At 60.5% G+C, this 21,525-nt stretch carries 18 protein-coding genes and 2 pseudogenes; 11 read left to right on the top strand and 9 right to left on the bottom strand.

Going from position 1 to position 21,525, the window contains the following annotated elements; genetic code table 11:
* Nucleotides 1-166: 166 nt before the first annotated feature.
* A complete protein-coding gene (locus JFT58_RS18810; protein WP_056791085.1) occupies nt 167-409 on the top strand; it encodes a transposase in 243 nt (80 codons plus the stop codon).
* Nucleotides 400-486: pseudogene (locus tag JFT58_RS30605) on the top strand (site-specific integrase); the annotation flags it as partial. The gene JFT58_RS18810 and the pseudogene JFT58_RS30605, both read left to right, overlap by 10 nt.
* Nucleotides 487-749: 263 nt before the next feature.
* Here JFT58_RS30605 and JFT58_RS18805 read toward each other — a convergent pair.
* Nucleotides 750-1,911: pseudogene (locus JFT58_RS18805) on the bottom strand (IS3 family transposase).
* A gap of 396 nt (nt 1,912-2,307) precedes the next feature.
* Here JFT58_RS18805 and JFT58_RS18800 point away from each other — a divergent pair.
* Together JFT58_RS18800 and JFT58_RS18795 are read left to right on the top strand one after the other, a co-directional pair.
* Nucleotides 2,308-3,303, top strand: coding sequence for an AAA family ATPase (locus JFT58_RS18800; protein WP_054897676.1), 996 nt, complete (start codon nt 2,308-2,310; stop codon nt 3,301-3,303).
* A 7-nt stretch (nt 3,304-3,310) separates the two neighbouring features.
* Nucleotides 3,311-4,642 (top strand): DUF58 domain-containing protein, encoded by a 1,332-nt coding sequence (locus JFT58_RS18795; RefSeq protein ID WP_054897653.1) that lies wholly within the window; start codon nt 3,311-3,313, stop codon nt 4,640-4,642.
* A 52-nt stretch (nt 4,643-4,694) separates the two neighbouring features.
* On the opposite strand, the gene JFT58_RS18790 is transcribed toward JFT58_RS18795, so the two are convergent.
* Both JFT58_RS18790 and JFT58_RS18785 read right to left on the bottom strand, forming a co-directional pair.
* On the bottom strand, nt 4,695-5,054 hold the full coding sequence (locus tag JFT58_RS18790; RefSeq protein WP_034134388.1) for a PilZ domain-containing protein: 360 nt from the start codon (nt 5,052-5,054) through the stop codon (nt 4,695-4,697).
* Between the two features lie 221 nt (nt 5,055-5,275).
* Nucleotides 5,276-5,650 (bottom strand): tetratricopeptide repeat protein, encoded by a 375-nt coding sequence (locus JFT58_RS18785; RefSeq protein ID WP_003193903.1) that lies wholly within the window; start codon nt 5,648-5,650, stop codon nt 5,276-5,278.
* A 173-nt stretch (nt 5,651-5,823) separates the two neighbouring features.
* Here JFT58_RS18785 and pyk point away from each other — a divergent pair, with 173 nt between their 5' ends.
* On the top strand, nt 5,824-7,275 hold the full coding sequence (gene pyk, locus JFT58_RS18780) for a pyruvate kinase (RefSeq protein ID WP_003193904.1): 1,452 nt from the start codon (nt 5,824-5,826) through the stop codon (nt 7,273-7,275).
* Nucleotides 7,276-7,453: 178 nt separating this feature from the next.
* Here pyk and JFT58_RS18775 read toward each other — a convergent pair whose 3' ends face one another.
* The gene (locus tag JFT58_RS18775; protein ID WP_054897654.1) at nt 7,454-8,395 is read right to left on the bottom strand and encodes an iron-sulfur-binding ferredoxin reductase; all 942 of its coding nucleotides are present in this window, start codon (nt 8,393-8,395) and stop codon (nt 7,454-7,456) included.
* A 216-nt stretch (nt 8,396-8,611) separates the two neighbouring features.
* Between JFT58_RS18775 and JFT58_RS18770 the strand changes: the two genes are divergently transcribed.
* From JFT58_RS18770 to JFT58_RS18755, 4 genes are all read left to right on the top strand, one after another.
* Nucleotides 8,612-10,135: a fumarate hydratase gene (locus JFT58_RS18770; RefSeq protein ID WP_034128606.1), complete on the top strand. Its 1,524-nt coding sequence runs from the start codon at nt 8,612-8,614 to the stop codon at nt 10,133-10,135.
* A gap of 579 nt (nt 10,136-10,714) precedes the next feature.
* A complete protein-coding gene (locus tag JFT58_RS18765) occupies nt 10,715-12,481 on the top strand; it encodes an ATP-binding protein (RefSeq protein WP_054897655.1) in 1,767 nt (588 codons plus the stop codon).
* The gene (locus JFT58_RS18760; protein ID WP_054897656.1) at nt 12,475-13,800 is read left to right on the top strand and encodes a sigma-54-dependent transcriptional regulator; all 1,326 of its coding nucleotides are present in this window, start codon (nt 12,475-12,477) and stop codon (nt 13,798-13,800) included. The genes JFT58_RS18765 and JFT58_RS18760 overlap by 7 nt, the downstream gene beginning before the upstream one ends.
* A 333-nt stretch (nt 13,801-14,133) precedes the next feature.
* Entirely contained in the window at nt 14,134-15,453 is a 1,320-nt protein-coding gene (locus tag JFT58_RS18755) for an MFS transporter (protein ID WP_034128609.1), read from the top strand.
* 144 nt (nt 15,454-15,597) lie between these two features.
* On the opposite strand, the gene JFT58_RS18750 is transcribed toward JFT58_RS18755, so the two are convergent.
* Complete coding sequence (locus JFT58_RS18750; protein WP_019817341.1) at nt 15,598-16,353, bottom strand: COG4705 family protein; 756 nt, start codon at nt 16,351-16,353, stop codon at nt 15,598-15,600.
* Between the two features lie 177 nt (nt 16,354-16,530).
* Between JFT58_RS18750 and JFT58_RS18745 the strand changes: the two genes are divergently transcribed.
* Entirely contained in the window at nt 16,531-17,163 is a 633-nt protein-coding gene (locus JFT58_RS18745) for a flavin reductase family protein (protein WP_054897657.1), read from the top strand.
* 125 nt (nt 17,164-17,288) lie between these two features.
* Here JFT58_RS18745 and JFT58_RS18740 read toward each other — a convergent pair whose 3' ends face one another.
* Together JFT58_RS18740 and JFT58_RS18735 are read right to left on the bottom strand one after the other, a co-directional pair.
* A complete protein-coding gene (locus tag JFT58_RS18740; protein WP_019817340.1) occupies nt 17,289-17,534 on the bottom strand; it encodes a hypothetical protein in 246 nt (81 codons plus the stop codon).
* Nucleotides 17,535-17,575: 41 nt separating this feature from the next.
* Complete coding sequence (locus JFT58_RS18735; RefSeq protein ID WP_003193915.1) at nt 17,576-17,917, bottom strand: antibiotic biosynthesis monooxygenase family protein; 342 nt, start codon at nt 17,915-17,917, stop codon at nt 17,576-17,578.
* Between the two features lie 327 nt (nt 17,918-18,244).
* Here JFT58_RS18735 and JFT58_RS18730 point away from each other — a divergent pair, with 327 nt between their 5' ends.
* Nucleotides 18,245-19,174, top strand: a complete 930-nt coding sequence (locus tag JFT58_RS18730; protein WP_054897658.1) for an AraC family transcriptional regulator — start codon at nt 18,245-18,247, stop codon at nt 19,172-19,174.
* Nucleotides 19,175-19,297: 123 nt separating this feature from the next.
* On the opposite strand, the gene JFT58_RS18725 is transcribed toward JFT58_RS18730, so the two are convergent.
* Complete coding sequence (locus tag JFT58_RS18725) at nt 19,298-20,767, bottom strand: ATP-binding protein (protein ID WP_034128612.1); 1,470 nt, start codon at nt 20,765-20,767, stop codon at nt 19,298-19,300.
* Nucleotides 20,757-21,491, bottom strand: coding sequence for a response regulator (locus JFT58_RS18720; protein WP_003193918.1), 735 nt, complete (start codon nt 21,489-21,491; stop codon nt 20,757-20,759). Before JFT58_RS18720 ends, JFT58_RS18725 begins: the two co-directional genes overlap by 11 nt.
* Nucleotides 21,492-21,525: the final 34 nt, after the last annotated feature.

Raw genomic sequence — 21,525 nt, 5'->3', positions numbered from 1 at the left:
ATGCGCGACCTCTCTGTGACCTGCGCTCCCCGAACAGTAATCTTCAACAACCGACAATTTCGCCTGCTCTGTGTACTTTTTCATGACACCCCTGGATGTTGATGTCCAACATTTCGGGGTCAGATCATTTTAAGCGGACGCGATTACTCTTATCGCCAGGATTTCCATGGGCCAACGTAGCTCTTACCCCAAATCGTTCAAACCCCAGGTCGTCCAGGAATGCCTGCAACCTGAAGCGACGATTTCCAGCGTAGCCGTCAATCACGGCATCAACGCCAACGTGATTCGTATCGACTCCATCTGGATCGCCACCCAGCCCATGGACATGCGGGCCGGCACTGACACTGCACGGGCACGCGTGGTCGCGGTATTTGGTGCGGCGAAGCCGCACTGCGCCTACCAGCTCTAAAAAGCGCCGGCGTCAGATATCGCCGCTCTTATCAAACTCTTCACACCTACGCATCGATGATGCTTTCCGCTGGTGAGCAATAAGCGGGCGGCGAACACACCTACCGAACTCCAGCATTAAGGGCGATGGTGTCCGCGTATTCATAAGCGGACGCGATTGCCCTTATCGCTAGGATTTCCATGCGCCAACGAAGCTCTTATGTATCTGTCCGGCCAACACACTTTCCTGACGCAACCGCCGAAGGCCTTGGTGTCCACCTAATTAAGTGGGCCCCATTTCCAGCCTTTTAAGCGGGTCTTTCATGCAGTCATAACGCCGTTCCTATTCCAAATTGTAATGGTCAACTAATCCCAGACACGACGTTAAGTTTTTCCTCGGCTCGCGCTGGAGCCAACCCATCGTTGAATTGATGAGGCCTAATCCAGTTGTAGCAATGCATCAAAAATGGCTGATATCGCGCTATGCTTCCTGCGCAGTTCGATAACCCACGGTCGGTATCCATTCTGTTTTCAAGCTGCGAAATACGCGCTCCATCGGTGCGTTATCCCAGCAGTTTCCTCGTCGACTCATGCTCTGGCGCATGCGGTATCGCCACAACCGCTGGCGAAAGAGTCGGCTTGCATATTGCGATCCCTGGTCCGAGTGGAATAGCAGGTCCGAAGGCCTGCCACGCTGCTCGTAAGCCATATCCAGCGCTTAGATCACCAGCTCAGCGTCTGGCTTTTCCGACAGCGCCCAGCCCACGATCCGACGCGTACAAAGATCCAGGACGACAGCCAGGTAATGCCACTTTCCTTGCGCCCAAATGTGGGTGGTATCGCCGCACCAGACTTGATTGGGCGCTGGCACGTCGAACTCGCGGTTCAATGTGTTCGGGATATCCAGTCTTTCTACTGTTGCTAGTTTGTAGGCATGGGAGCAGGGTTGTTTGCTGACTAAATCAAGCTCGCGCATCAAGCTGCGCAATTTGAATCGACCGACCTGCTCACCGTCTTCACGCATCAGCGACAGGATGCTGCGAATGCCCGCAGCGCTACGACTTTTCGAGAACAGCGCACTGACGCGACTACGCAATCGAAGCCGTTCAACATCGGGCGTGCGGCGCTGCAGGCGCTGGGCGTAGTAACACGAGCGAGTGACGTCAAACACCTTGCACAGCCAATCAACCGGCTCATGGGTGCTCAACTGGGCAATCAGCGCGAACGCTCGTGATCTTCCGACATCAAGAGCGCGGTAGCCTTTTTTAGTATTGATTTCTCTCGCTCAAGCCGAGCAATCCGGGCTTCCAGCTCCTAAATTTTTTGCTGTTCCGGAGTCAGTGCTTTGCTCTGCGGGGTGACGCCTTTATGTTCTTTCTGAATCTGGTCAACCCAGCGACGCAATGCCGATTCACCAATGCCGAGTGAACGGCTGGCTTCGGTGTAGCTGTAGTTTTGCTTGAGCACAAGATCGGCAGCCTCGCGCTTGAATTCAGGAGTAAAGGAGCGGCGTTGTTTGGTCAGCTGACACCTCGATCTGGCGAGCATTCTCGTCAAAATGGGTGTCCGGTTTCATTAGACCACTACAGTTATAGGCATTTCTCATCAAGGTTGCATATGCTCGATTCTCCAGAAAAGGGCTATTCTGGCCTTCAGACGAGACCCCGTCCTCTACAACACTCTCCTAACAAAGTCACCAACCTGCCTTGGGGTGCACTACCTGAAACGTTACTGGTTGCTCTAGCCTAACCTCCACTCCAGACGAGCTCAAAATGAGAAGGTTCTTAGGATTGCAATTGTGCATGCTGGCCTTCACTCACTCGGTCCACACGTGAAAACACGTGAAAAACGTTAAATTAGGTAAGTAACTGATTTATGGAAGATAAAACAAATTTAACCGTTAGCAGGGCACCAGAAATCGTGAGCGACTCTCGACTGGCCACCACCCTGACCGCCGAAAACCTTCAGCATGCCAGCCAGCAGGCGCAGGCGCTGCGCGTGGAATTGCGCAAGGCCGTGATTGGCCAGGACCTTGTGATTGACGACGTGCTCACCGCCCTGATCGCAGGCGGCCACGTATTGCTGGAAGGCGTGCCAGGCCTGGGCAAGACCTTGCTGGTACGAGCCCTGGCCCGCTGCTTTGGCGGTGATTTCGCCCGTATCCAGTTCACCCCGGACCTGATGCCCAGCGATGTCACCGGCCACGCCGTTTACGACCTGCAGACCGAACAGTTCAAACTGCGCAAGGGGCCGATATTCACCCACCTGTTGCTGGCCGATGAGATCAACCGTGCCCCCGCCAAGACCCAGGCAGCGCTGCTGGAAGCCATGCAGGAACGTCAAGTGACCCTGGAGGGCGAGGCGTTGCCCATCGGCCAGCCCTTCATGGTGCTGGCGACCCAGAACCCCATCGAACAGGAAGGCACCTACCCACTGCCCGAGGCCGAGCTGGACCGGTTCATGCTCAAGGTGCGAATGGACTACCCAGATGCTCTACAAGAGCTGGATATGGTCCGCGAAGTGACGCGCTCGTCCAAGGCCGACATGCTGGAGGTACAGCCGTTGCGTACGGTGCTGCAAGCCGCGGACGTAGTAACGATGCAGCAAATTGCCAGTGACCTGCCGCTGGATGAACAGGTGCTCGAGTACGCCGTGCGCCTGGCCCGTGCCACGCGCAGTTGGCCGGGGCTGGCCATCGGTGCCGGCCCCAGGGCCTCCATCGCCCTGGTACGCGGGGCACGTGCCCGTGCGCTGTTGCGCGGTGGCGAATTCGTCACCCCCGATGACATCAAGGGCTGCGCCCTGGCGGTACTGCGTCACCGGGTACGCATCGCACCAGAACTGGACATCGACGGCTTGGAAGTCGACCAGGTGCTACAGCAGTTACTCGACCAGATTGCAGCACCAAGGCAATGACGCGGCCATGAAACCGACTCGTCTGCTGCTGACCTGGCTGGGCGTTCTGCTCGGTTTGAACATCTTGTTGGGCGCCTCGGCAGCGTTGCAGTTCAAAGTGCCCGCCACCTTTCATTCGGTAGCCTGGGGCCTGCTGCTGGCCCTGTTGCTGCTGGCGATGCTGGATGCTGCACGCTTGCGTCGCCGCCCTTCGGCCCGCGTGTACAGAACATTGCCTGGTAGCCTGGCGCTGGGGCGCTGGGAAGAAATACGCCTGTGCCTGGAGCACGACTACCCGCAACCTCTGACCGTGCAGGTGTTCGATCACGTGCCCGATGGCCTGGCTGTGGAGAACCTGCCTCAATCCATTCAACTACGCCCCGGTGAGCGTGCCGAGCTGGGCTATCGCGTGCGCCCCTTGCGGCGCGGGCACTTCCATTTCAGTCGCTGCGAACTGCTGCTGCCCAGCCCATTGGGGCTGTGGTCGGGACGACGCTGGGTCGAGACTCACGATGCCACTCGTGTTTACCCGGATTTCGCACGTTTATACGGTGCGCAGTTGCGGGGTGTGGATAACTGGCTCAGCCAACTGGGCGTGCGCCAACATCAGCGGCGAGGATTAGGCCTGGAGTTTCATCAACTGCGGGAGTTTCGTGAAGGTGACAGCCTGCGCCAGATCGACTGGAAAGCCACCGCCCGCCAACGAACGCCCATTGCCCGGGAATACCAGGACGAACGCGACCAGCAAATCGTGTTCATGCTCGATTGCGGCCAGCACATGCGCAGCCAGGATGATGAACTGTCCCATTTTGACCACGCGCTCAATGCCTGCCTGCTGCTGAGCTACGTTGCCTTGAGACAGGGCGATGCCGTAGGGCTGTGCACGTTTGCCAGCGACCAGCCGCGCTACCTGAAGCCGGTCAAGGGCAGTGGCCAATTGAACCTGTTGCTCAATGCGGTCTATGACCTGCAGACCACGCGAAAAACCGCCGACTACCAGGCGGCCGCCAGCCAGTTGTTGGCACGTCAAAAACGCCGGGCGCTGGTGATCATCGTCACCAACCTGCGGGATGAGGAGGATGAAGCGCTGATGGCTGCCGTCCAGCGTATCGGCAGGCATCACCGGGTACTGGTGGCCAGCCTGAGGGAAGAGGTCCTCGACCAACTACGCCAGGCGCCTGTGCAGACACTGCCCGAAGCGCTGGCTTACAGCGGCACGATCGATTACCTCAACACCCGCAACCAACGCCATGATCGCTTGAGTGCTCATGGCCTGTCGGTGCTGGATACCTTGCCATCGGCGCTGGGTGCCGGGCTGGTCACGCGCTATCTGGAGTGGAAAAAGGCCGGGGTATTCTGAGGATGACTGCGCAGGGGCATGGCCAGGAAACGGCCACGACCCCACGCATAATTCAGACAGAGGCCTGCAAAGGATAAAAGCTGAAGTACTGCAACAGCGCGTTGATCAGGTGCCGGTACTCTTCGGGCGCCTCAAGCACGCTGAACCCCGAGTCGTAATGCTGCGGGGTGACATCTTCATGGCTCCACAAGCAGGTTGCCGTGAGGTCAATTGCCTTGAACTCGCCCTGCGCCACCGGCACTTTCAAGCGCAGCTCGAAATCCACGTCGGTCATCATGGGTAACGAGCTGATCAGCATCAGACCGTTTTCAGACACATTTCCAAGATAGCCGATTGGCTTGTCAGTAATACGATTGAACACCTGCAGAAAATACGGCAGTTGATGCCGCTCGATCCGTCGTTCGGTAAACATGGTGAAGTCGCCATCCAATAGCCAAAAATCTGGCCGGGCCAGTGATTCGGAACAAGCAATCGCTCGCTCTCCCTGGATCTCGGTGTGACAACAGCTACCGCTTGTCACCAAACAGCTGCCGAATCCGGGCATTGCATCCGTTCGAATGGGTACTGCACAAACAGACATTCAAAGAATAGCGCAAGACTGGCGACAGGCCAGCCATGAAGCGACAAATACCCTTACAACGACGCAGGCCTTGGTTTTGCCAGGCCTGCAGCCGGCAGATGCCCCAGTTGCTGCAAGGTATCGAGCCGCGCACGGGCTCGATAGGCGTACTCGCTCGACGGGTAGTGGCCGATGATGAACTGATAGGTCTGTGCGGCATCGACAAACAGTTTCTGGCGTTCCAGGCACTGCCCGCGCAACATCGAAACCTCCGGTTGCACGTAGCGGCGAGTTCGGCTCTCGCGATCGACCTGGGACAACTCCAGGGTGACACGCTGGCAATCACCGACCCCATAGGCGCGGTAAGCGTTGTTCAAATGGTGGTCCATCGACCAGCGGGTACAGCCGACAACACTGACGGCCAGGGCAGCAACGAGCAAAATTCGCATGGGGTTCTCCTGTCTTGTGAAGTGTATCGACCCCTGATCGAAAATCTTCAAGGCGTTTGCCCATTCAACCGCAGCCAAAACAAGCCAATCGTCGATAAGTAGTGCAAACGAACAATGACTACAACGAAAGAGCATAGTAGCCTTCCCCAGCGCTTGAACTCAGGAGTCCGTGCATGTCCGTCCGTCGTACCAAAATCGTCGCCACCCTTGGCCCGGCCAGTAACTCGCCGGAAGTCCTCGAACAGCTGATTCTGGCTGGTTTGGACGTCGCCCGTCTGAACTTCTCCCACGGCACCCCGGACGAGCACAAGGCTCGCGCCAAGCTGGTGCGTGACCTCGCCGCCAAGCATGGCCGCTTCGTTGCACTCTTGGGCGACCTGCAAGGCCCGAAAATCCGTATCGCCAAATTCACCAACAAGCGGATCGAGCTGAAGATCGGTGACAAGTTCACCTTCTCCACCAGCCACCCGCTGACCGAAGGCACCCAGGACGTGGTGGGCATCGACTACCCGGACCTGGTCAAGGACTGCGGCGTCGGTGACGAACTGCTGCTGGACGACGGCCGTGTGGTGATGCGCGTTGACACTGCCACGCCGACCGAACTGAACTGCACCGTGATCATCGGCGGCCCGCTGTCCGACCACAAAGGCATCAACCGTCGCGGTGGTGGCCTGACGGCGCCGGCCCTGACTGAAAAAGACAAGGCCGACATCAAGCTCGCCGCCGAAATGGAAGTGGACTACCTCGCCGTGTCCTTCCCGCGCGACGCCGCCGACATGGAATACGCCCGTAAGCTGCGCGACGAAGCCGGCGGTACCGCCTGGCTGGTAGCGAAGATCGAACGTGCTGAAGCCGTGGCCGATGATGAAACCCTCGACGGCCTGATCAAGGCCTCCGATGCCGTGATGGTTGCCCGTGGCGACCTGGGCGTTGAAATCGGTGACGCCGAGCTGATCGGTATCCAGAAGAAGATCATCCTGCACGCACGCCGTCACAACAAAGCGGTGATCGTTGCGACCCAGATGATGGAGTCGATGATCCAGAACCCGATGCCGACCCGTGCCGAAGTGTCCGACGTGGCCAACGCCGTACTCGACTACACCGACGCCGTGATGCTCTCGGCTGAAAGTGCCGCCGGCCCTTACCCGCTGGAGGCCGTACAGGCCATGGCGCGTATCTGCGTCGGTGCCGAAAAGCACCCGACCAGCAAGACCTCCAGCCATCGCATCGGCAAGGTCTTCGAAAGCTGCGACCAGAGCATCGCCCTGGCTGCCATGTATACCGCCAACCACTTCCCGGGTGTCAAGGCCATCATCGCCTTGACCGAAAGTGGCTACACGCCGTTGATCATGTCGCGTATCCGCTCCTCGGTGCCTATCTACGCGTTCACCCCACACCGCGAAGCCCAGGCCCGCGCGGCCATGTTCCGTGGCGTGTACACCATCCCGTTCGACCCGGCGTCGCTGGCACCGAACGAAGTCAGCCAGAAGGCGATCGACGAGCTGGTCAAACGCGGCGTCGTGGAGAAAGGCGACTGGGTCATCCTGACCAAGGGCGACAGCTACCACACCACCGGTGGCACCAATGGCATGAAGATCCTGCATGTGGGCGACCCGCAGGTCTGAGTGACAGGCTGAAAAACAAAAGCCCCGCCCTGTGAATGGCGGGGCTTTTTGCATTTCAGTGCAGGCAGGCCAGCTCCCACAATAGTTAGACAACTCGGTCTACTGTGGGAGCTGGCTTGCCTGCGATGGCGTCATCAGCACCCGGCGTTAAACTCCGATACCGACTTGAGCAGGCTTTTCATAAAGTGAAAGGGCGGGATAGAAACACATCCGCCAGCAATTGATTACGCGGCAGTCCCGCCAGGAACAAGCGCTTGGAAAAGGCCTCGACGCTGGCAGGGTGCCCGCAAAGCAAGGCCAGGGTATGCCGGGAAACCAGCCGCAGTTGCGCCAATGCCGGCTGCAACTGCGCCGCGGTCCATAGCTCCACGGTCAGGTTCCCATGCCGGGCGGCAAGGGCTGCCAGGGGTTCAGCCAGATAATGACCTTCGGCCTCATGGGCCAGGTGAATCACGCGAATGTCGCCCTGGTGATCCTGGCGCAGCGCCTCGCGCAACACCCCCCACAAGGGCCCCAGGCCAGTACCGGAAGCCAGCAGCCACAACGGCCGCGATTGCCAGTCAGGGTCATAGTGCAGTGCTCCACCCCGCAGTTCACCCAGGCGCAAAGGATCACCGACCTTCAACTGTCGCGCCGCATCGCTGAATGCACCGGGTTGACGGCAGTCGATATGAAACTCCAGGTACGGCTCTTCCTGGGGCAAGCCCGCCAGAGAATAGGGGCGCGCCACCTGACCCGCCCACAGCACCAGATGCTGCCCGGCGTTGTACCGCAGGGCACGTTCCGGTTGCAGGCGCAGGCGCAGTACCGTCGAACTCAGCCAATCGGCGCCCACCACCTGGGCGGGCAGGCCATCGCGCTGAGGGTCAAACGCTTCGACCTTCAGGTCTGCACTGACCCGGCACTGGCACGCCAGGCGCCAACCTTGCTGACGCTGCGTCGGGCTCAAGGCTTCGGGCTGCTGGTCGTCAACCTCACCCTCGCAACGCACCAGGCACGCATGGCAACTGCCGGCCCTGCAACTGAAGGGCACGGCCACGCCGGCCTGATTCAAGGCATCCAGCAGGTTGCTGCCGAGGGATACAGACCAGTGGCGTTCGCCGACGTACAGTTCAGGCATATAAAGACTCAATCATAAGGAGCGCGCACAGGGAATCATGCCTGCGACAGTTTGACCATAGTCGGGTGTATCGGCCACCGTGCCGGGTTATACTGCCGCGCCTTTTTAGCGTCGCGCCTGCACCATTCTGGCGTGCCTTGGAAAGATGGCTTCAGCCGACCGATGCAACACTGGCGCCATCTTTATTGAATGTTCCCTTATAGAGGAGCGCGACTCATGACCGTGATCAAGCAAGACGACCTGATTCAGAGCGTTGCCGACGCCCTGCAATTCATTTCCTATTACCACCCCGTTGACTTCATCCAGGCCATGCACGAAGCCTACCTGCGCGAAGAATCGCCGGCAGCCCGTGACTCCATCGCCCAGATCCTGATCAACTCGCGCATGTGCGCCACCGGCCATCGCCCAATCTGCCAGGACACCGGTATCGTCACCGTGTTCGTGCGCGTGGGTATGGACGTGCGTTGGGACGGCGCCACCATGGGCCTGGACGACATGATCAACGAAGGCGTGCGTCGCGCCTACAACCTGCCAGAAAACGTCCTGCGCGCCTCGATCCTCGCCGACCCGGCAGGCGCCCGCAAGAACACCAAGGACAACACCCCCGCGGTCATCCACTACTCCATCGTCCCGGGCAACACCGTGGAAGTGGACGTGGCGGCCAAGGGTGGCGGCTCCGAGAACAAGTCGAAAATGGCCATGCTCAACCCGTCCGACTCGATCGTCGACTGGGTGCTCAAGACTGTTCCGACCATGGGCGCCGGCTGGTGCCCACCGGGCATGCTCGGCATCGGCATCGGCGGTACCGCCGAGAAAGCCGCGGTAATGGCCAAGGAAGTGTTGATGGAGTCCATCGACATCCACGAGCTGAAAAAGCGCGGCCCGCAGAACCGTATCGAAGAAATGCGCCTGGAGTTGTTCGAGAAGGTCAACCAACTGGGCATCGGCGCCCAGGGCCTGGGTGGCCTGACCACCGTGCTCGACGTGAAGATCATGGACTACCCGACCCACGCCGCGTCCCTGCCGGTGTGCATGATCCCCAACTGCGCCGCCACCCGTCACGCGCACTTCGTGCTGGACGGCTCGGGCCCGGCGTCGCTGGAAGCGCCATCGTTGGACGCCTACCCGGAAATCGTCTGGGAAGCCGGCCCATCGGCCCGTCGCGTCAACCTCGACACCCTGACTCCGGAAGAAGTGCAGAGCTGGAAGCCGGGCGAAACCGTACTGCTCAACGGCAAGATGCTTACCGGTCGCGACGCGGCGCACAAGCGCATGGTCGAGATGCTGAACAAGGGCGAAACCTTGCCGGTGGACCTCAAGGGCCGCTTTATCTACTACGTCGGCCCGGTTGATCCGGTGCGCGAAGAAGTGGTTGGCCCGGCGGGCCCGACCACCGCGACGCGGATGGACAAGTTCACCCGTCAGATCCTCGAGCAAACCGGCCTGTTGGGCATGATCGGCAAGTCCGAGCGCGGCCCGACCGCCATCGAAGCGATCAAGGACCACAAGGCCGTGTACCTGATGGCCGTGGGCGGCGCCGCTTACCTGGTGGCCCAGGCCATCAAGAAGTCGCGCGTGGTTGCCTTCGCCGAACTGGGTATGGAAGCCATCTACGAGTTCGACGTGAAAGACATGCCGGTCACCGTTGCAGTGGACAGCAAAGGTGAGTCCGTCCACATCACCGGTCCTGCCATCTGGCAGAAAAAGATCAGTGACAGCCTGGCGGTAGAAGTGCAGTAAGCACCTCTTCCAAAAGAATAAAGGCGACTGCGGCCCCATGGCCCAGTCGCCTTTTTTATGCCTGAAGCAAGGGAACTGCTCTTGCTCTTGCTCTTGCCCTGCTTTTGATCTTGATCCCAGGCGCCCCGTTAAACCACGCTGGCCGAACGCAGGCTTGAATTCGTGGGTAACCCGGCAGGACGCCGGGTTAGCCGCCCCGCGCCATGGATGGCGCGTGGCGGCGGCCCACGGATTCAAGCCTGCGTTCGGGCACACCGAGCCTAGGCGAGGTGCCGAGTGGTGGGGCAAGAGCCCTTTGGTTACTTTGGGGCTTTTCCAAAGTGACCCGCCGTCAGGGCGGAACCCTAAGTGGCCGTTACCGCAGCAATGGATATGCACACAATCCAACTGTGTCGCCTGCCAGGCCCCCTTCGCGAGCAAGCCCGCTCCCACATTGGGATCGTGGGGCGTCAGGTAGATAGCCGTCGGCTGGCAGGCCGTCATCGCAGGCAAGCCAGCTCCCACACAAGCTCCTTGGTCACAAGATATGAGCTGCCCATGCTATGGTGCTCGCCCCTTACCGTGCCTGTTCATCATCGTATGATCGTGATCCCTCGCCCCCTGCGCCTGACCTTCTATTCTCTGTTGATCATCGCCGGTGCGGTGCTGGCTGCCGCCTTGGCCACGCGCCATGCCGAACGCCAGGCCCTGGTGGACGACGCCGCCCGTGCCAATCAGCAGCTCGCGCTGTATGCCAACTCGCTGCACACCCTGATCGAACGCTACCGTGCCCTGCCCGCCGTACTGGCGCTGGATTCGGAGATGATCAGCGCCTTGAAGGGCCCGCTGGACGCCGCCACGCAAGACCGGCTCAACCGCAAGCTGGAGCGCATCAACGGCGCTGCGCAGTCTTCGACCCTGGAACTGATGGACCGCACCGGCCTGGCCGTGGCCGCCAGCAACTGGAACCTGCCCAGCAGTTATGTCGGCCACAACTACGCGTTCAGGCCGTATTTCAGCCAGACCTTGAGCCAGGGCACCGGACGCTTTTATGCAGTGGGCGTGACCACGGGTATTCCGGGCTACTTTCTTTCCAGCGCGGTCGTGGATGAGCACGAGCAGTTCCTCGGTGCCATGGTGGTCAAGCTGGAGTTTCCGGAACTGGAGCGCGAATGGGCCCAGGGCAATGACCTGCTGTTGGTCAGCGATGCGCGGGGCATCGTGTTTATCGCCAACCAGCCGGGCTGGCGTTATCGCAACCTGCGGCCGTTGTCCGAAAATGATCTGGCTGAACTCAAAACCACCCGCCAATACGACAAGAAGCAACTGCAGCCGCTGGACACCCAGCCCCTGCAACGCTTTGACGAAAACAGCCACTTGATCCGCGTCAACGGCCCCGACGGCAACGCCAATTACATCTGGGAGTCGCTGCCGCTCAAGCGCGAAGGCTGGACCCTGCACCTGTTGCGCAAACCCCAGTTTGCCTTTGAAGACCAACGTAACGCGGGCCTTGCCGCTGCGGGTTCGTGGCTGGCATTGGTGTTCCTGGGGCTGTTCCTCAGCCAGCGCTGGCGCCTGGCCCGCTTGCGCCAGCGCAGCCGTGAAGAACTGGAGCAATTGGTCGAAGAACGCACCCAGGCGCTGCGCACCGCCCAGGATGGCCTGGTGCAGTCGGCCAAGCTGGCGGCATTGGGACAGATGTCGGCCGCCCTCGCCCATGAAATCAACCAGCCGCTGACCGCCCAGCGCATGCAACTGGCGACGCTGCGGCTGTTACTCGACCATGGTCGCGTGGACGATGCCTACAGGGCTCTCACGCCATTGGATGACATGCTCACGCGCATGGCGGCGCTCACCGGCCACCTCAAGACGTTCGCGCGCAAGAGCCCCAGCGGCCTGCGCGAAAAGCTGGACCTGGCAACGGTGGTCGACCAATCCTTGCACCTGCTCGACGCGCGCCTGCGTGACGAAGCCATCGGCGTGGTGCTGGACCTCACTCGCCCGGCCTGGGTACGTGGCGACGCGATCCGCCTGGAACAAGTGCTGATCAACCTGCTGCGCAACGCCCTCGACGCCATGGCCGATAAACCGCGCAAGCGCCTGGAAATCCGCCTGCACGCCGATCAGCAACTATGGCAGTTGAGCGTCTGCGACAGTGGCGGCGGGATTGCCGAGGAACATTTGAGCAGCGTATTCGACCCGTTTTTCACCACCAAACCGGTGGGCGACGGGCTCGGCTTGGGGCTCGCGGTGTCCTACGCTATCGTGCATGAACTGGGCGGACGCCTGAGTGCCGCCAACCGTGGCGATGGCGCGATTTTCACCTTGACCCTGCCTATCGCCCTGGAGACGCCAGACCTATGTTGAACGCGGTGATTGTGGTCGATGACGAAGCCAGTATTCGCACGGCCGTCGAGCAATGGCTGAGCCTGTCGGGGTTTGACGTGCAGTTGTTCAGCCGCGCCGAAGAGTGCCTGGCGCAACTGCCCAAGGACTTTGCCGGGGTGATTCTGAGCGACGTGCGCATGCCGGGGCTCAGCGGCCTTGAACTGTTGGCCGAGGTGCAGCGCCGCGATGCCGATTTGCCGGTGATTTTGCTCACCGGCCATGGCGACGTGCCAATGGCCGTCGAAGCCATGCGCGACGGCGCCTACGACTTCCTGGAAAAACCCTTCAGCCCCGAGGCCTTGCTCAACAGCCTGCGCCGGGCGTTGGACAAGCGTGGCCTGATCCTGGAAAACCGCCGCCTGCATCAACAGGCCGATCATCGCGCGCAGTTGGAGTCCAGCCTGCTGGGTGTGTCCAAGGGCCTTCAAAGCTTGCGCCGCCAAGTGCTGGACCTGGCGAGTTTGCCGGTCAATGTGCTGATTCGCGGTGAGACCGGCAGCGGCAAGGAGTTGGTCGCCCGCTGCCTGCACGACTTCGGCCCACGCGCCAAGAAGCCGTTTGTGGCCCTCAATTGCGCGGCAATCCCCGAGCAGTTGTTCGAAGCCGAACTGTTCGGACATGAAAGCGGCGCCTTCACCGGCGCCCACGGCAAACGCATCGGCAAACTGGAATATGCCCACGGCGGCACCTTGTTCCTGGATGAAATCGAAAGCATGCCCCTGGCCCAGCAAGTGAAATTGCTGCGCGTATTGCAGGAACAGAAGCTGGAGCGGCTGGGCTCCAACCAGAGTATCCAAGTGGACCTGCGCATCATCGCTGCCACCAAGCCCGACCTGCTGGAAGAAGCCCGTGCCGGGCGCTTTCGCGAAGACCTGGCCTATCGGCTCAACGTCGCGCAACTGCGCCTGCCGCCATTGCGTGAACGTCGCGAAGATATTCCCCTGCTGTACGAGCATTTTGCGCAAAGCGCCGCCGAGCGTCTGGGCCGCCAGGTCGAGCCCTTGAGTGGGCCACAGTTGGGGCGCCTGCTCAGCCATGACTGGCCGGGCAATGTGCGCGAACTGGCCAACGTCGCCGAGCGCCAGGTGTTGGGGCTGGACGAGCCGGAACCGCAAGGGGTCGAAGCCGGGCAGTCGTTAGCGGCGCAGCAGGAGGCGTTCGAGGCACACTGCCTGAAGGCCGCGTTGACGCGTCACAAGGGCGATATCAAGGCGGTGCTGGCCGAGTTGCAACTGCCGCGCCGTACCTTCAATGAGAAGATGCAGCGGCATGGGTTGGTAAGGGAGATGTTTGTGTAGCGATCTTTGGATCGCCATCGCGGGCAAGCCCGCTCCCACACTGATCGTTCCCACGCTCCGCGTGGGAACGCAGCCTAGGCCGCTCTGCGTCGCTTTTTAAAGGCGCGACGCGGAGCGTCACAACAGGCGTTACCACGCAGAGCGTGGGAACGATTACTGCAGCCATAAGCGGATTTCCGCTCACCACCCCAAAACCATCAGCGAATTTCCGCTCAATAAAATCCCGCAACCCTTCTATTGCGGGCCTTCCTCTACTTGGCACAGCTCCTGCTATAGCCCCAACAGGCTGCGCACGCGCCGCTCCATAAAAACAACTAGATGAAGGATCCTTCAATGGATAACTCCAACACCGTGCCTCTGGGATCGACGGCCGTCAAAGCGCAGGAGCGCACCACCTCCAGCCGCATCAAGTCGATCTTCAGCGGATCGGTCGGCAACATGGTCGAATGGTACGACTGGTACGTCTACGCCGCCTTCTCGCTGTACTTCGCCAAAGCCTTCTTCCCCAAAGGCGACACCACTGCCCAACTGCTCAACACCGCCGCGATCTTCGCCGTGGGCTTCCTGATGCGCCCGATCGGTGGCTGGCTGATGGGCCTCTACGCCGACAAAGTCGGGCGTAAAAAAGCCTTGATGGCCTCGGTGTACCTGATGTGCTTCGGCTCGCTGCTGATTGCCCTGAGCCCAGGCTATGAAATCATTGGTATCGGTGCGCCGATCCTGCTGGTGTTTGCCCGCCTGCTGCAGGGCCTGTCGGTCGGCGGCGAATACGGCACCTCTGCCACCTATCTCAGTGAGATGGCCACCAAGGAACGTCGCGGGTTCTACTCAAGCTTCCAGTACGTGACCCTGATCTCCGGCCAGCTCATCGCGCTGGCGGTGCTGATCGTTCTGCAACAGGTGCTCACCACCGAGCAGTTGTATGCCTGGGGCTGGCGTATCCCGTTCGCCATCGGTGCATTGTGTGCAGTGGTCGCGCTGTACCTGCGTCGCGGCATGGAAGAAACCGAGTCGTTCACCAAGAAAGAAAAAGCCAAGGAAAGCGCAATGCGCACCTTGATGCGCCATCCCAAGGAGCTGATGACCGTGGTCGGCCTGACCATGGGCGGCACCCTGGCGTTCTACACCTACACCACCTACATGCAGAAATACCTGGTGAACACGGTCGGCATGAGCATCTCCGACTCCACCACCATCTCGGCGGCGACGCTGTTCCTGTTCATGTGCCTGCAACCGATCATCGGCGGGCTGTCGGATAAAATCGGCCGCCGCCCGATCCTGATCGCCTTCGGCGTGCTTGGCACCCTGTTCACCGTGCCGATCCTCACCACCCTGCACACCATCCAGAGCTGGTGGGGCGCGTTCTTCCTGATCATGGCGGCGCTGATCATCGTCAGCGGCTACACCTCTATCAACGCCGTGGTGAAGGCCGAGCTGTTCCCGACCGAAATCCGCGCACTGGGCGTGGGCCTGCCGTATGCCCTGACCGTGTCGATCTTCGGCGGTACCGCTGAATACATCGCGCTGTGGTTCAAGAGCATCGGTATGGAAACTGGCTACTACTGGTACGTGACCGCGTGTATCGCCGTATCGTTGATGGTCTACGTGACCATGAAGGACACGCGTAAACACTCACGCATCACCACCGACTAAAAAATGTGGGAGCGGGCTTGCTGTGGCGAGCAAGCTTGCTTGCGCTGGGGTGCGAAGCGCCCCCAAAAAGCTGGCTCCAGCTACGCTGTCGAACGGGAGCAAGCTACCTCGCCACAGCAAGCCCGCTCCCTCATTTATTTAGCCTTAGGACAACTCTGCGGCCTCATTGCGCCCATAGCGCCGCTGCGCATACGACGCGCCAGCAATCATCACCACCAGCACCGCAGCCAATACCGCGGATGAACCGATGGTGCCGAAATCCAAGCCGCCTTTTTCATGGGGTTTGGTCAGGAAATCCCCCAAGGTCGCGCCAAACGGCCGTGTCAGTACAAACGCCACCCAGAACAACAATACCGACGAGATGCGGGTGAAGTACTTGAGTACCACCACCGCGGCGATGGTCGAGCCGATCAACAATGCGCCACCGGCGAAGCCCAGCCCCGAATCGTCCGCGAGGAAATCGCCCAATGCGGTGCCCAAGGTGTTGGAGAACAGGATCGCCATCCAGTAAAACAGTTCCCCTCGGAAGGTCTGCACCTTGTTCACGTTCAGCGAGTCACCACTGAGGTGCCACAATGCAAAGATGATCATCAGGATCACGATCAGGATCATCGACCCGGTGGCGTAGCCCAGCCCCAGCGTGCGGTCCATGAAGTCGGACATTGTGGTACCCGCCGTGCTGGTAGACAAAATCACGATCCAGTACAGCACCGGGTTGTAGGTTTTCGACCAGAGTTGCGTCACCAGGGTCACCAGGAACACGCTGATGAGGATCATGGAGCTGATGGCGTAGCCAACATTCAAGGTCATCGACAGCAAGTCCCCGGCAGTTTCGCCCAAGGTAGTTGCGCAGATTTTCATGACCCAGAACGCCAGGGTAATCTGAGGAAGTTTGTTCATGCAGTGGATAGCTCCAAGGCTCAGTCTTATAGGGGGTATTGACCTTGGGCGCAGACTGAAGGGGAAACTGTGAAAAATAGGTGGCAGATGTATGAAAAATCCATGGGCACGATGGAAATTCACCGCCATGAATTGCACTATGACCGCCTCCCAAACCGCGTAGCAGGAACCCCGGCCATGCCTGACGACATCCACTATTACGAACCCGCCAACGGCCACGGCCTGCCCCATGACCCGTTCAATGCGATCGTCGGCCCACGCCCGATTGGCTGGATCTCCTCGCACGATCGCGAAGGCCGCCTGAACCTGGCGCCCTACAGCTTCTTCAATGCGTTCAACTACATTCCGCCGATCATTGGGTTTTCCAGTGTCGGGCGTAAAGACAGCCTGAACAATATCGAACAGACTGGAGAATTCGTCTGGAACCTGGCCACCCGCCCGCTGGCCGAGCAGATGAACCAGAGCTGCGCGGCCGTATCGCCCGAGGTGAATGAATTCGAACTCTCCGGGCTGACGCCGGTGGCTTCGAAAATCGTTGGCGTACCACGGGTGGGCGAGAGCCCGGTGTCGTTCGAGTGCAAGGTGACGCAGATCATCCAACTGCAACGTGCCGACCAACAGTTGGTGCCAAGCTGGCTGGTGCTGGGCGAGGTGGTTGCGGTGCACATCGCCAAATGGTTGCTCAAGGATGGGATCTACGACACTGCTGCCGCCGAGCCGATTTTGCGCGGGGGTGGCCCGGCGGATTATTTCCAGCTGGGGCCTGAGGCCCTGTTCAAAATGCACAGACCAGGCGCCACCAAACCCTGACTAAAATGCAATCAAAACTGTGGGAGCTGGCTTGCCTGCGATGACGGTGGGTCAGTTAACTCAGGAGTGACTGATACACCGCTATCGCAGGCAAGCCAGCTACCACATTGGTTAGGTGTGCTGCCTCAGCGTTCAGCAGTCGCCCAGGTCAGTTGGCCTTCTGCATCCACATCGACCAGATGCTCGAGTTGCAACGTCGCCGCATCATCGGCATCGGACGCAGTCTTGAACGTCTGCCCATCAAGGATCTTGTGAAACCTGGGTGCGCCCATGCCATCCAGTGCCTTGACGGCGACGGCGGCGCTGTAGCCACCTTCGCCCGGTACTACGGCGGAAACGGCTTCGTGGTGGGCAAATTGTTTACGTGCCATGTTGCAGGTCCTGGCCAATGGAAAGTCGGCCATTCTAACCGTTAACCGGCCAGTTGCAGGTACTCGCCGTAGGCCTGTGCCGCCGATGCGTCGGTGAAGGTCTGGAAGTCCATGCTGCGCACGACCATGTCGTTCAGAAGCTCGGTGAAAATCATCAGGGCCGGAGAGTTGAAGTAGGCGCTCATGGCCTGCTCGCTGCTCCAGAACCCGGACACCAGCCAGACATCGGGATCGACCTGGGAGTGCTGCAACGAGAATTGCAGGCAACCCTGGGCCTGGCGACCTGGCTCGATCAAACTGCTCAAGCGTGCACCGAGTTCGGTGCTGCACCCGCTACGGGCGCGGATAAAGGCCATATGGCTCGCGGGAATGGGGGTGGACATGTTCGACTCTCCCGTTGAGAAGTGATGCTCGGCAAGCACAATGAGGGCGTGTTGCCACAGGATCAAAGATAACGGCGCGGGGGTGGGCGCGGTTAGTCAATTCCTGCAGGCTTATTGCACAATCCTGCGAGAAGCGTAGGAAGGACGTTCGGCCCCAGGATTTATTCCAGGCCCAGGCCTCATGTTTCAGGGTGATGACAGGCTGCGCACTTGCCTGATTCACGCTATCTCGCAGGATCAGGCAAGGATGCTGCAGAATCGACGTAACACTTTTTGAAAAGTCGCCGCTAAGCTGAGCCCATCAAAGCAGCGTGTAGAGGACGCCCCATGCCGTCGCCCGAATCCAGGTCCACTCCCCTCGATGCCGAGATGGAGAAACAACGCGCCGAGCTGGCCAGTATCGTGCACCGCCATACCTGGGAGGACGGCTCCTACGGCACGGCGATCACCTCGCTGTACCTGAACCGCCACAACGCACCCCGGGATTTCATGCCGGTGCTGGTGGAGCCCGCGCTGTGCATCCTTGCCAGTGGCAGCAAGGAAGTGCGCCTGGCCGACGAGATCTTTGCCTACGACCCGCTCAACTACCTGGTGTTCTCGGTGGCGATGCCGGTGGCCGGCCGCATCATCGACGCCACCGCCGAGGACCCGAACCTCTCGGTGCGCATCAATATCGACCCGGCGCAGCTCACCGCGCTGATCGCAGAGGCCGGGCCAATGGGCGTGCCCTCGCGCCCGACCTCACGAGGCATGTACGTCGACCGCATCGATCACGCACTGCTCGACGCGGTGCTGCGCCTGACCCGCTTGCTGGACACGCCTAAAGACATCGCGATGCTCGCGCCCTTGATCAACCGTGAAATTCTCTACCGCTTGCTGCGTGGCCCGCAGGGTTATCGCCTGTATGAAATCGCTGTGGCTAACAGCCAGAGCCATCGGGTGAGCCAGGCGATCACCTGGCTGAACGGTAACTACGAACAGCCGCTGCGTATCGACGACCTGGCCAAAGAGGTGAACCTGAGCGTCTCGACCCTGCACCATCGCTTCAAAGCGATCACCGCCATGAGCCCGCTGCAATACCAGAAGCAACTGCGCTTGCAGGAAGCCCGGCGGCTGATGATTGCCGAAGGGCTGGAGGCCTCGGCAGCGGGGTATCGGGTGGGGTATGAAAGCCCGTCCCAGTTCAGCCGGGAGTACAGCCGGTTGTTCGGTGCGCCGCCGCTGCGCGACCTGGCCCGGTTGCGCCAGAGCATCTGATGTACGCAGAGCAACATGTGGGAGCTGGCTTGCCTGCGATGGCGGTGTGTCAGTCACTAATGAGTCAACTGAACCACCGCTATCGCAGGCAAGCCAGCTCCCACATTTGATCTCAGGTGTTTGTTAGTCCAAGGTTCTTGGTAGTTGCAGGGTAACGCGCAGGCCGCCTTCACGCAGGTTCTGCAAACTCACTTCGCCCCCATGGCTGTGGGCAATATTGCGCGCAATCCCCAATCCCAATCCGTAACCCTGCTGCTGGCCGGCCAGGCGGAAGTGCGGCTCAAACACCTGCTCCAGTCGCTGCTGCGGCACACCGGGGCCCTCGTCATCCACATGCAGGATGAACTGCACGCCATCGTCCTCGATATGCAAATGCGCGTTCTGCCCGTACTTGAGCGCGTTGTCGATCAGGTTGCCGATGCAGCGCTTGAGCGCCAGCGGCTTGCCTGGGTAGGCTGACAGGGCCGCGCCATCAAGGGTCACTCGGCCATTGCCATGGGGTGCCAGGTACGGCTCCACCAGGCATTCGAGGACGTGGTTGAGGTCCACCGGCTGGATGTTTTCGTGGATGTCGGTATCTTTCACGCATTGCAGCGCGCCCTTGACCAGCAATTCCAGCTCATCCAGGTCACGGCCGAATTTGTTTTGCAGGTTCTCGTCTTCCAACAATTCCACACGCAGGCGCAGGCGGGTGATGGGCGTGCGCAGGTCATGGGAAATCGCGCTGAACAACTGGCTGCGCTCGGTCAGGTAACGGCTGATGCGTTCACGCATGGCATTGAATGCACGGCCCACTTCCACCACTTCACTGCCGCCGCCTTCAGCCACCGGCTCCACATCGGCGCCCAGGGACATGTCCCGCGCCGCTCGCGCCAGGCGCTTGAGTGGCCGGCTTTGCCAGTGCACCAGCAGGCCGATGAACAACAGCAGAAAACCGCTGGTGAGCACGATGAACCACACCTGCTGGGACGGCAGGCCTTGCTCTTCCAGGCTGGTGTAGGGCTCGGGCAATAGCGAGGCGATGTACAGCCATTCACCGGGTGCCAGTTGGATCTGGGTGACCAGCACCGGCGGGTTCACCGGTTCCAGGGTCAGCGCGTAATGGGCCCAGGAACGTGGCAGTTCGTCGAGCTTCAGGCCGGCATTGAAGATGCGCAGGTCTTCGGCGCTGACAAACTCCACCGAGATATGCACGTCGGCACCCAGGGTCTGGCGCAGCACTTCATCCACCGCCACCAGCACCGCTTGCTTGCGCGGGGTTTCGGGCAGTATTTGCATGTCCAGCGGGCGATCATTGAGGGTCACCACAAAACGCGTGCCGCCCATGCTGCGCAATTGGTCCAGCACTAACGGGCGATAGGCCACCGGCAGCGACCGGAAGTAACTCACGCTGGCGGTCATTGAGTGCGCCAGACTACGGGCGCTGGTCACCAGGCCCTCAAGCTGGGTGGCGCGCAGTTGCGACACCCAGATCACGCTGGACAGCGCTTGGGCAAACAGCACCGCCAGCAAGGTCAACAGTAACATGCGCCCCAGCAGCGAGCGGGGTACCGGGAAGCGGCGGCGACGTTCGTTCAGCGGTTCAGTGGGCATTGCCGGCAACCACGCTGGCTGCCAGTTGATAGCCGCTGCCACGCACGGTTCGGATCAGCCGCGGAGGTTTCTCGGTGTCGCGCAGGCGCTGGCGCAAGCGGCTGACGGCCATGTCGACGATACGGTCCAAGGGCATCAGGTCGCGGCCACGGGTGGCGTTGCCGATGGTGTCGCGGTCGAGGATCTGTTGCGGGTGGTCGAGAAACAACTTGAGCAAGGCGAAGTCGGCACCGGAGAGGATCACCTCTTCACCATCCACATGAAACAAGCGGTGGCTGATCATATCCAGGCGCCATTCATCGAACACCCACACATCACCGCCGCTGCTGCGCTCCTGGCCGAATTGGCAGCGGCGCAGCAGTGCCTTGATGCGCGCCTGCAACTCGCGGGGGCTGAATGGTTTGCCGATATAGTCATCGGCGCCCAGCTCCAGGCCGATCACGCGGTCGGCTTCGTCGGAACTGGCGGTGAGCATGATGATCGGCACCTGCGCCTGACGCGGGTGCTGGCGGATCCAGCGGCACAGGCTGAAGCCGTCTTCGTCTGGCAACATGACATCGAGGATGACCAGGTCGCACGGCGCCTCGTTCATCGCCTGGCGGAAGCCCGCGCCGTCGGACACGCCACGGACCTGGAAGCCGGCGCGACTGAGGTAGGTTTGCAGCAATTCGCGGATTTCCTGGTCGTCGTCGACGAGGAGAATGGATTTACTGATTACGCTCACGGGGCCTCCTTGTTGTTATGGCCTGGCTTAAATC

Source organism: Pseudomonas sp. MF6767, assembly GCF_016405475.1.
Lineage (GTDB): Bacteria > Pseudomonadota > Gammaproteobacteria > Pseudomonadales > Pseudomonadaceae > Aquipseudomonas > Aquipseudomonas paracarnis.
Note: the sequence above shows the minus strand (reverse complement) of the source record. Positions and strands in the feature narration are given on the sequence as shown.

Bases quoted from the DNA above. Each gene is read 5' to 3' on its own strand.
- JFT58_RS18810 (WP_056791085.1), top strand. From the start codon at position 167: ATGGGCCAACGTAGCTCTTACCCCAAATCGTTCAAACCCCAGGTCGTC.
- JFT58_RS18795 (WP_054897653.1), top strand. From the start codon at position 3,311: ATGAAACCGACTCGTCTGCTGCTGACCTGGCTGGGCGTTCTGCTCGGT.
- JFT58_RS18790 (WP_034134388.1), bottom strand. From the start codon at position 5,054: ATGTTTACCGAACGACGGATCGAGCGGCATCAACTGCCGTATTTTCTG.
- JFT58_RS18785 (WP_003193903.1), bottom strand. From the start codon at position 5,650: ATGCGAATTTTGCTCGTTGCTGCCCTGGCCGTCAGTGTTGTCGGCTGT.
- pyk (WP_003193904.1), top strand. From the start codon at position 5,824: ATGTCCGTCCGTCGTACCAAAATCGTCGCCACCCTTGGCCCGGCCAGT.
- JFT58_RS18775 (WP_054897654.1), bottom strand. From the start codon at position 8,395: ATGCCTGAACTGTACGTCGGCGAACGCCACTGGTCTGTATCCCTCGGC.
- JFT58_RS18770 (WP_034128606.1), top strand. From the start codon at position 8,612: ATGACCGTGATCAAGCAAGACGACCTGATTCAGAGCGTTGCCGACGCC.
- JFT58_RS18765 (WP_054897655.1), top strand. From the start codon at position 10,715: ATGATCGTGATCCCTCGCCCCCTGCGCCTGACCTTCTATTCTCTGTTG.
- JFT58_RS18760 (WP_054897656.1), top strand. From the start codon at position 12,475: ATGTTGAACGCGGTGATTGTGGTCGATGACGAAGCCAGTATTCGCACG.
- JFT58_RS18755 (WP_034128609.1), top strand. From the start codon at position 14,134: ATGGATAACTCCAACACCGTGCCTCTGGGATCGACGGCCGTCAAAGCG.
- JFT58_RS18750 (WP_019817341.1), bottom strand. From the start codon at position 16,353: ATGAACAAACTTCCTCAGATTACCCTGGCGTTCTGGGTCATGAAAATC.
- JFT58_RS18745 (WP_054897657.1), top strand. From the start codon at position 16,531: ATGCCTGACGACATCCACTATTACGAACCCGCCAACGGCCACGGCCTG.
- JFT58_RS18740 (WP_019817340.1), bottom strand. From the start codon at position 17,534: ATGGCACGTAAACAATTTGCCCACCACGAAGCCGTTTCCGCCGTAGTA.
- JFT58_RS18735 (WP_003193915.1), bottom strand. From the start codon at position 17,917: ATGTCCACCCCCATTCCCGCGAGCCATATGGCCTTTATCCGCGCCCGT.
- JFT58_RS18730 (WP_054897658.1), top strand. From the start codon at position 18,245: ATGCCGTCGCCCGAATCCAGGTCCACTCCCCTCGATGCCGAGATGGAG.
- JFT58_RS18725 (WP_034128612.1), bottom strand. From the start codon at position 20,767: ATGCCCACTGAACCGCTGAACGAACGTCGCCGCCGCTTCCCGGTACCC.